General features: G+C 39.8%; 8 protein-coding genes and 1 pseudogene. 8 read left to right on the top strand and 1 reads right to left on the bottom strand.

Annotation, left to right across the window (positions count from 1 at the left end; translation table 11 throughout):
* The first annotated feature begins 263 nt into the window (after nt 1-263).
* The 8 genes from PLK24_RS04985 (at nt 264) to PLK24_RS05020 (ending at nt 8,986) form a co-directional block, all read left to right on the top strand.
* A complete protein-coding gene (locus tag PLK24_RS04985; RefSeq protein WP_324476885.1) occupies nt 264-437 on the top strand; it encodes a hypothetical protein in 174 nt (57 codons plus the stop codon).
* A 66-nt stretch (nt 438-503) separates the two neighbouring features.
* Nucleotides 504-1,688 carry a glycosyltransferase gene (locus PLK24_RS04990; RefSeq protein WP_324476887.1) on the top strand — a complete coding sequence of 395 codons (1,185 nt, stop codon included), beginning with the start codon at nt 504-506 and terminating at the stop codon, nt 1,686-1,688.
* Between the two features lie 270 nt (nt 1,689-1,958).
* On the top strand, nt 1,959-3,638 hold the full coding sequence (locus PLK24_RS04995; protein ID WP_324476888.1) for a glycosyltransferase: 1,680 nt from the start codon (nt 1,959-1,961) through the stop codon (nt 3,636-3,638).
* Between the two features lie 355 nt (nt 3,639-3,993).
* Complete coding sequence (locus tag PLK24_RS05000) at nt 3,994-4,716, top strand: glycosyltransferase (RefSeq protein ID WP_042689565.1); 723 nt, start codon at nt 3,994-3,996, stop codon at nt 4,714-4,716.
* 14 nt (nt 4,717-4,730) lie between these two features.
* Complete coding sequence (locus PLK24_RS05005) at nt 4,731-5,624, top strand: dTDP-4-dehydrorhamnose reductase family protein (protein ID WP_007314860.1); 894 nt, start codon at nt 4,731-4,733, stop codon at nt 5,622-5,624.
* Nucleotides 5,611-6,669 carry a polysaccharide biosynthesis protein gene (locus PLK24_RS05010; protein WP_007314859.1) on the top strand — a complete coding sequence of 353 codons (1,059 nt, stop codon included), beginning with the start codon at nt 5,611-5,613 and terminating at the stop codon, nt 6,667-6,669. Before PLK24_RS05005 ends, PLK24_RS05010 begins: the two co-directional genes overlap by 14 nt.
* Nucleotides 6,666-7,757 (top strand): non-hydrolyzing UDP-N-acetylglucosamine 2-epimerase, encoded by a 1,092-nt coding sequence (gene wecB / locus PLK24_RS05015; protein ID WP_007314858.1) that lies wholly within the window; start codon nt 6,666-6,668, stop codon nt 7,755-7,757. Before PLK24_RS05010 ends, wecB begins: the two co-directional genes overlap by 4 nt.
* Nucleotides 7,757-8,986, top strand: coding sequence for a glycosyltransferase (locus tag PLK24_RS05020; protein WP_007314857.1), 1,230 nt, complete (start codon nt 7,757-7,759; stop codon nt 8,984-8,986). Before wecB ends, PLK24_RS05020 begins: the two co-directional genes overlap by 1 nt.
* Nucleotides 8,987-9,054: 68 nt before the next feature.
* Here the strand turns inward: PLK24_RS05020 and PLK24_RS11455 are convergent.
* Nucleotides 9,055-9,192: pseudogene (locus tag PLK24_RS11455) on the bottom strand (IS1595 family transposase); the annotation flags it as partial.

A 9,192-nucleotide genomic window follows, 5' to 3' on the forward strand; every position in this document is an offset into this window, starting at 1 on the left:
TTCATGAATTTTATCCAAAATGTCAATTGAGAAATGATTTGGTGTTATTTTGGGGTTGATCCCACAAGGGGGCTAGATAAAGCTTTTGTGGTTTGAGGAGGTATTTCGAAATCCTTAACCGTATGGTCATTTGCGTGGTATCCGTGGGAAATAGGAAGAATATGGATTACTAAACCATATTCCGGTTATCATCACCCGACCAGGAAGCATCTACTGCCCTGAGGGGATATCCCGGCCGGGTCCGTAGAGACCGTGCAGGACGGGTGGAATGTCATCGTCGGGGCAGACACGGAGTGGATCGGGGGTGCCGTCCGGAACTTTGCGCCAAAGAAGGAGAGGAGCATGATCTTTGGCGAGGTTGGGGCAAGCGGGAGGATTGTGGAGGTGATTCGGGGAGATTAGGGGAAAAATGGGATGTATTTTTAGAAGGAGTATGAGACCACATTAACAATCCCATTATTTCCGAAAGTCTCATTATTTTTATTTCCATAATTATTTGTGTTATGTTCCATACTTTTCCAGAGAAAAGAATAAAAGTTCTTTTTCTGGCCGGATGGTATCCCAATAGAGACCATCCGATTTCCGGGATTTTTATTAAACGACATGCGGAAGCTGTATCAAGGTATTGTGATGTTGCGGTTTTGTATATTCACCACTGGTCATTTGGAAAAAGTGCCAAAATTGATTATACAATTGAAGATGGTATAAGGACTATACGCGTCTATCCGGAATCTTTTCATATAAACAACCGATTATTACGCTATTTATTTAATAGCATTTTTAACAATTTTCTTATCAATAGTTATAAGGGACTAAAAGTTGTCCAGAAAGAATTTGGAAGACCGGATGTAGTTCATGTCAATGTCTGTCTTCCCATGGGTATTCTCGCACTTATTCTTGACTTATTTAAAGGAATTCCTTTTATTGTAACTGAACATTCTTCATATTTGTTAAATAAAATTAAAAATCCTTTTGAATATATAGACTTAAAATTAATATTAAAAAAATCTAAATATGTCTGCCCTGTCTCTCAATCATTAAAAATGGCCATGGAAACCGTTTTACGAGAAAATAAGTTTAAAGTGATTCCCAATGTGGTAAATACCGATTTATTTTCTCCTCACCCTTCAAAAAAGAACCGGGAGAAGAAAAAAATCCTTCATGTCTCACTCATGTGTGATGAGGAAAAAGATATTTCAGGAATTCTCTTTGCAATTCATAAAATATTGAAATCAAGAGACGATTTTGAGTTATACATCCTTGGCGATGGTATTGATCGCATGAAGCTTGAAAATCTCTCTATTCATTTAGGTATCAAAGATACAGTTGTTTTTTTTAAAGGGCTTGTCAATACTGAAGAATTATTGAATTTTCTTCATGATTCGGATTTCTTTGTCCTAAATAGCAATTATGAAACTTTTTGCGTGGCATGTGCCGAAGCTCTTGCTGCCGGCATTCCTATCATTGCGACACGATGCGGGGGACCAGAAGATTTTATCAATGAAAATGTTGGAATATTAATTGAAAAAGGAAATAAGGAAGAGCTGATTTCTGCGATTAATTATATGCTCGATAACTCGGGAAAATATGATCCCTCCGTTCTCCATGAATATGCAAAGGAGCGATTTGGTTATGAGGTGGTTGGAAAAGAATTTTTTAATCTGTATAAATCTTTATCGACAAAATAGCAAGTTGGATAACTAAAAGAAAAAAAGGATATAGGATACTATTTCGATCAGAATTTTTAAGATTTTATACAGAGGATTTCTTTATATGGATTATTGGGAAAGGCATTATAGCAAAGGGGGCTCTAGTGGCCCGGGATCAATTGGAAATTATAGATCTTGGAAATGGAATACGATTCTTGAGTTCGAAAATTCTATTGATGATGTGATAGACATTGGTTGTGGTGATTTATCCTTTTGGGAAGGTCGCAATTGTTCTAGGTAGGATATTTAATGGCAATCACCTGGTTAAATAAAGAAGAGCTGCTGACTGCTGTTCAAAAAAGACTTTTATTAGTAGATAAAATTCTTGATATTGGATGTGGGATCAGACCTCAATCTCTGATTGAACCGAAAATTCACATTTGCGCCGAGCCGTTCAGAGATTATGTGGATATCCTTCGGAATCGTTATGCTGGGAATCCACGATACGTAATCATAAATGCAACAGCCGATCTTATACTTAGCCTCCTACCGGATCATTCAATTGACACAATATTTTTAATCGATGTCATCGAACATCTTGAAAAGGATCTCGGTAAAATTATTATTAAGGAGTGTGAGCGGGTTGCTCGCAAACAGATTGTTTTATTCACCCCAATAGGTTTTATGCATCAGGAGGCAAATCCTGAGGGGATAGATGGGTGGGGTCTTCATGGAGGGAAATGGCAGGATCATAAATCAGGTTGGATACCCGAGGAGTTTGATATTACTTGGGATATTTTGGCATGTGATTCATTTCATCAATATAACGGAGTTGGGAAAAAATTCGATCCACCTTTTGGGGCTTTCTGGGCAATAAAAAATATTGAATTCCAAGAAGACTTCCCAAAATTCAGCAAGAAATTAATTGTCTTCTCCCATATCCTACCCCCAGCACCATCAGGTCAGGCCACAGTATTATATCGTTTATTGAAAGATATCAGAGCTGACTCGTATTGTTTAGTATCTTCCACCGACTACGATAGCCCCACGTATCTTCAAACGACCCTGCACCGTCTGCAAGCAAAGTATCGATTCCTAGGAAAAGGAATTCAAATCAGGAATTTTTCTAACCCTCTTGTAAAAAGAGCATCGTTTCTGGGGAACATACTTTTTAGGATTATTTATGATTCCATCCACTTGGTCAAGGTGATGAAGGAAGAGAATGCTCAGGCTATTCTTGTATGTACCGGGGATGCTTCCGATATACCCATTGCATATCTGATTAGTCTTCTCCGAGGAACACCACTTTATTTATATTATTTCGATTATTATTCTGAGCATTGGGCCTTAACACCATACTATCGTTTCGCAAAAATTATTGAAAGTTTTGCAGTTATAAGGGCCAATGGAATTATCGTTCCAAATGAAAAATTGGGATCCGAACTAAAAGAGAGGTTTGGTGTGGATTCAACGATCATTCATAATCCTGTTGAGGAGGTATGTCTAGTCAGTCAAGGTCAGTACGATTGGCCGTTAAATTCAGATGAAATCCGAATCGTATATACCGGATCCATATATCATGCCCAAGCTGATGCATTTAGGACACTCCTCAAAGCAATGGAGGAACCTCCTCTTAGGGATTTCCGGGTCACTTTACACCTTTATACATCTCAGACGAGAGAAGAGTTAGAAAAGCAATTCATCATCGGACCTTACGAATTACATTCCCATGTTTCTCATTCGATCATTAAAGAAGTCCAGAGGAAAGCCGATATACTTTACCTACCACTTTCTTTTGATCCCAAAATCTCCAAATGGATCGATACATTATCACCAATGAAGATGGGGGAGTATCTGGCGTCAGGACGCCCGGTTCTGGTTCATGCACCACCACATTCATTTATAAACAAATATTTTTCAGAATATAAGTGTGGTGAAGTGGTTGATGACAACAAAGTCGAAAATCTCGTTTCCGGGATAAAAACTTAATCCTTAATAAAATTCATCGTGACAACATCGTAAATAATGCCATTGAAAGGGCAAAGATTGACTTTAATTCCCAAAATGGACGGAAAACCCTTTTAGCTCTCATCTCAAAAAATCAGAAGATTAATACAAAAAAATAAAGGTAATCACCTAAGGTGATTCTTTTTTCATTTTGCTATTGCTACTTCTTATTACTCGGAGACATAAGATGGTTTAGACCTTCCATGACCCTTGGATCATGACAGGGCATTGCATTCAACCGCTCCATTGTCAAAGATAGAAGAGGGGATGTGGATCATGTCCGGACCTTACCATTCCATTCCCCATTCGTCGAGATACAACATCTTTTATGTAGAGAGTGAAGAAATGGCTCCTTGATCATTCGCATTTCGATATTGTTATCACATCAAAATGGATGGCCGAGCTTGTCAGTTCAAGTCCACTGGTCTCCCACTTTCCAATTCATATAATCCCGTTCGGCATTTATATCAAAAGATGCGGTGAATTTGATGATAATAATTTCCGCAAACGGTATTCCATCCCCAGAGAAGCAGTTGTAATAGCGTTCAGACACAGAGGCAAAGACGATAAATGCAAAGGTTGGCCATTCATTGAGGAAGCAGTATTAAAGATTCATCTTAATTCCCCTGTTTATCTTGTCTTTTTTGATAAAACAGGCGGATTGAAAAAATTGAAAAAACGTTACCAAGTAGTCGAATTGAGATGGATCTCAAACCGAGAGTCTCTCTTTGAAGCCATTGCCGCCGCTGATCTCTTCCTGATGCCTTCTGTTGCCGAGGCCTTTGGTATGATGGCAATCGAGGCGATGGCATGTGGAACGCCTATAATTGTATTTGAGGGAACTGCACTACCCGAGGTTATGCATTCTCCCCATGGCGGGATAGCAGTTCCAAGAGATGCCAATGCACTTGCCTGCGCCATTGAGAAAGTATTGAATGACCACGATCTCTATGAAAGGCTAATTGAAAATGGCCGCAGGATCGTTAGAGAAGAGTATTCTTCAGAGAAGTATATCCAGCGTCATATTGATTTGTACAGAAAACTCATTTGTAAAAAATAGGGAATTGATAGAACGTGAAAATCCTAATCCTCGGTGCTACCGGAATGCTTGGCCACAAGGCAATGCTGGTCTTGTCAAACCGTCATGATGTTATTGGTTCTGTCAGGGATAATCCTGTCATTTATCACAACCACCCCGTTTTGAAAGATCTTGAACTTATCGGCCACGTTGACGCAAATGACTTCTCTAGTGTAGAGACGGCAATACAGAGGATTCGACCAGAAGTCGTCTTCAATTGCATAGGGATTGTCAAGCAATTGAAGGAGGCTTATGATCCAGTGCCGAGCATTAAGATAAATGCGCTCTTCCCGCATCTTCTGGCACAACTTTGTGTCCAAAAAAGGATTCGACTGATTCACATGAGCACCGATTGCGTCTTCTCTGGTGCGAAGGGAATGTATACCGAGGATGACTTCCCTGATGCTGGAGATCTATATGGCCGAACGAAGTACCTCGGTGAGGTGGATTATCCTGGTTGCCTGACCATACGGACCTCGATAATTGGGCGAGAACTCGATTCTTTCCACGGCCTGCTCGAATGGTTTTTCAGTCAGCAGGGAAAGCAGGTGAAAGGATTTAAAAAGGCAATCTTCTCCGGACTTACCACTAATGCACTCTCGGAAATTATTGGAACAATAATCGAACAACATCCAGATCTCCGTGGTATCTGGCATGTAGCCTCGAGTCCAATCAATAAATACGACCTTCTCATACAGATTCGAGACCGATTCAGACTTCATATTGAAATTGAACCCGATGAAAGCATCGTCATTGACCGTTCCCTTGACCCCTCAAAATTTATCACTCGGACAGGGATTACAATCCCCCCCTGGTCGACTATGATTGAACAACTCTATCTTGATAAAACACCATATAATCTTGGAAGAAAAATACATGCTCACCAATAAGACAATCCTTATTACGGGTGGTACCGGGTCACTTGGAAAAGTACTGGTACGTCGCCTCCTCTCGGGCGAAATGGGACAACCGAAAAAAATTATCATTTTTTCCCGGGATGAAGCCAAACAACATTTCATGCGGGTAGAATACCTGAACCGCAAGGTAGCAACCGACGAAGTAATTTATAGCAACTTTTGCCGGATGCTGGAATTCAGGATTGGTGATGTCAGGGACTTCCACAGCATTGCAGGGGCACTCAAAGGGGTTGACGTGGTTTTCAATGCTGCGGCATTAAAGCAAGTTCCTTCCTGCGAATATTTCCCCTACGAAGCGGTTCAGACAAATGTGACTGGCCCTGAAAACATTGTCAGGGCAATACGGGAGGAAGAACTCCCCATTGAGACCGTGGTGGGAATCTCTACAGATAAAGCCTGCAAGCCTGTGAATGTAATGGGTATGACAAAGGCACTCCAGGAGCGAATCTTCATTAAAGCAAACCTGGATTGCCCGAAGACCCGTTTTATTTGTGTTCGGTATGGCAACGTTCTCGCCTCACGGGGCTCCGTAATCCCACTCTTTCATGAACAAATCAAAAAAGGAGGCCCTGTCACTATCACCACACCCGAGATGACCCGCTTCCTTCTAAGCCTCGATCAAGCTGTCGATACCATCTTCGAGGCTGTAAGGACAGCCAAGCGAGGTGAGACATATATACCTCGAGTACCTTCCGCGAAGGTGATGGATATAGCAAAAGCGTTGATCGGAGAGAGAGATATCAGGATAGAGATTACCGGAATTCGTCCAGGTGAGAAGATCCATGAAATACTTGTCTCCGAGGAAGAGGCACATCGAACAATCGAACGGGGTAATTATTACGTGATCTTGTCGATGTTACCGGAACTCGTCCGTGATAGTCCCCCATCAAATGCTATTAAAAAGGAATACGGATCGGGCGATAACCTGATGACTCTTAATGAAGTATACGAAACCCTCCATAAATACCACTTGCTTCTTGAGGATCTCCATGAATACGAGGGGGAACTTCTTCGATGAAGGTAATGACGATCTTGGGTACTCGCCCCGAAATCATTCGATTGAGCCGCATCATTCCAAAACTGGACAAGCATTGTGAACACAGCCTCGTTCATACCGGCCAAAATTATGACCCAAACCTGAATGAAATTTTTTTCAGGGAGCTTGAGATCAGGCAACCAGATTACTATCTTGGTGTCGAAGGAAAATCGTTTGGAGAGCAAATTGGCCAGATAATGAGTCGGACTGAAGAGGTTATGGTAAGAGAAAAACCTGAACGTTTATTGATCCTAGGAGACACTAACAGTGGACTTGCCGCTGTTACTGCGAAACGAATGGGTATTCCTGTCTTCCATATGGAAGCCGGTAACCGCTGCTATGATGATCGAGTTCCGGAGGAGGTGAACCGGAGAATTATAGATCATTCGAGCGATGTTTTGATGCCGTATACCGAGCGTAGTCGGGCCAACTTGATCCGGGAAGGGATCCCTAGTCACAAAATCTTCGTCACGGGCAACCCAATCTATGAAGTTGTGGATGCATATAAATCGAAAATTGAATCAAGCAGTATTCTCGAAAGACTCGAATTGGAAAAAGGAAATTATTTCTTGGTAACGATGCACAGGGCAGAGAATGTAGATGATGAATTCCGACTTCGAACTTTGATAAAGACACTTTCAGAAATTTACCATATATACCAAGAGCCAATCATTTTTAGCCTCCATCCTCATACGAAGGACAAGATGCAAAAAATTGGATTATTAATTGAGGGTGAGGGCATTCAGTTTCATGTACCGTTCGGATTCTTAGACTTCATCAAACTGGAACAGAATGCAGGCTGTGTATTAAGTGATAGCGGGACTGTTCAGGAAGAGTGCTGTATCTTCCAAGTCCCGAATGTAACGATTCGAGATGTAACAGAACGTCCTGAAACAATTGAATGCGGGAGTAATATTCTTAGTGGAATGAAAACCGAAATGATAAAAAGATGTATAAATATTGTACTAAATACCGTTAGCAAATGGGATCCTCCTGATGGGTATATTAGGATAAATGTAAGCGATACAATTAAAAAAATTTTAATTGGTTATCATAAGGATTTATATTAATGAGAGTAGGTATTGAATCGATTGTTTTACCCCCTGCGGCAAGCGGTCAAGCAATCGCCTTATATAACTTGTTAAAAGACATTCCAAATGAATTATTTTTTTTCATTTCTTCAAAATGCTTTGAATTTGAACGACCAACAGATTCAACGAAACGATTGAATGTGCAATACCATCGTGTTTATCGGGCACCGTGGCGTTTTGAAAGGGTATTACTTTATTTCTATTGTAAATTTTGGAAGAGTCCGTTATTATGGTATGCAAAAATTATCTCTTGGCAAATTAAAAGAATCCTAAAGCAGGAAAAAGCAGAAGCAATCATTGCATGCACTGCAGATTATCTGGAACCTTATTCATCTTTCTGCGCTGCACGATCGATGAAAATTCCCTTTATTCTATATGCCTTTGATGATTACGTATCCCAACATTGGATAGATAAGTTAACACGGATCTTTTCGAAAAATTATGGACCAATTTTAATCAAAGAGGCTGATCTTGTTATTGCCCCTAATGAATTTCTGCAAAAAAGTTACTATCAAAAATATGGGATCCTACCCATAGTCATACACAATCCAATTGATTTAAAAATATATAATGATTTAAAACCCAATATCTTTGAACCCCCTAAAGATTTAGATCAGCGAAAAAATAAAATAAAAATTGTATATACCGGAGCTATTTATGAAGCTCATTATAGTGCATTTTCGAACCTTCTGAAAGCAATACAAAAAATACCTGAATTGAATATTCAACTTCATATCTACTCTGAATTTTCGAAAGAAAATTTGATTGCTAATGGTATTAAAGGACCTGTTATTTTTCATTCATCTATAAAAATATTTGAGGTAGCACAAATTCAGGTGCATGCAGATATTCTTTTTCTCCCACTTGCTTTTTCATCAAAATACCCCGATGATATCATGCGGACTGCATCTCCAATGAAAATGGGAGAATATCTGGCTTCAGGTGTTCCAATTTTGGTTCATGCGCCTTCTGATTCATATGTATCATGGTACTTTACTCAGTATAACTGTGGTGTTGTTGTTGATGATGATGATCCTGAAAAGTTAGCAATAGCTATAAAAAGTCTTATTAATGATTCGGATTTTCGTAATGGTATTGTAAAAAACGCACGTGAACGCGCAATAATAGACTTCTCTCTAGATAATGCTCAAGATCATTTTAAAAAAATCCTTACACAAATGAGTATTCCGAAAACCTCTGCCGTATAAGCTTTTTTTAAGAGATACAATTTGAAAAGGCCATTCCTTAACATAGGCCATGTAATTATATTTGGTGATTACTCAGTATGAGCCACGTGATTATATCCAACTAATACTTGGACAAGGTCATCAAAAAGATCTCGGTCGCGATGATTATACTGAAACTCCAACTCTTTGAGATAGAGCGGGAATTTTTGGGCATCAACTCCATGATA

Source organism: Atribacter sp., assembly GCF_035418125.1.
Lineage (GTDB): Bacteria > Atribacterota > Atribacteria > Atribacterales > Atribacteraceae > Atribacter > Atribacter allofermentans.

What these genes read in the sequence shown, in the direction of transcription:
- PLK24_RS04995 (WP_324476888.1), top strand. Translation starts at nt 1,959, where the DNA reads ATGGCAATCACCTGGTTAAATAAAGAAGAGCTGCTGACTGCTGTTCAA.
- PLK24_RS04990 (WP_324476887.1), top strand. Translation starts at nt 504, where the DNA reads ATGTTCCATACTTTTCCAGAGAAAAGAATAAAAGTTCTTTTTCTGGCC.
- PLK24_RS05010 (WP_007314859.1), top strand. Translation starts at nt 5,611, where the DNA reads ATGCTCACCAATAAGACAATCCTTATTACGGGTGGTACCGGGTCACTT.
- PLK24_RS05020 (WP_007314857.1), top strand. Translation starts at nt 7,757, where the DNA reads ATGAGAGTAGGTATTGAATCGATTGTTTTACCCCCTGCGGCAAGCGGT.
- wecB (WP_007314858.1), top strand. Translation starts at nt 6,666, where the DNA reads ATGAAGGTAATGACGATCTTGGGTACTCGCCCCGAAATCATTCGATTG.